Source organism: Bradyrhizobium sp. NBAIM08 (assembly GCF_020193935.1).
GTDB lineage: Bacteria > Pseudomonadota > Alphaproteobacteria > Rhizobiales > Xanthobacteraceae > Bradyrhizobium > Bradyrhizobium yuanmingense.
The window spans coordinates 1-390 of record NZ_JADYVR010001188.1 but is presented as its reverse complement, the minus strand read 5'-3'; the positions used below and the strand labels follow the sequence as shown (position 1 = coordinate 390).

Below are 390 nucleotides of genomic sequence, written 5' to 3'. Positions count from 1 at the left end.
CCCCGGCGTGCATGCGATCTCGTTCACCGGCTCGGTCCCCGTCGGCGAGGGCATCCGCGAGCAGGCCGGCCGCCTGGGCAAGCGCGCGCAGCTCGAGCTCGGCGGCCACAACCCGCTGATCGTGATGGCCGACGCCGACCTCCCCCGCGCCGCCGAGGCCGCCTACGCGGGCGCGTTCTGGTCGGCCGGCCAGAAGTGCACGGCGACGCGCCGGATCTACGTGCAGGACGCCGCCTACGACGCGTTCCGCGAGACGTTCCTCGCCCGCGTCGAGGCCGGCAAGGTCGGCGACCCGGCCGACCCGGAGACCGAGGTCGGCCCGCTCGTCAACGAGAAGGCGATGGAGGACGTGCTGGGCGCGATCGAGCGCGGCCGCGCCGAGGGCGGGTC

General features: G+C 75.6%; 1 protein-coding gene. It reads left to right on the top strand.

Translation table 11 applies throughout. The annotated features are described in order from the left end of the window. Positions 1-390: aldehyde dehydrogenase (locus I6F37_RS44075; protein ID WP_225154997.1), on the top strand; the 390-nt coding region annotated here is incomplete at both ends.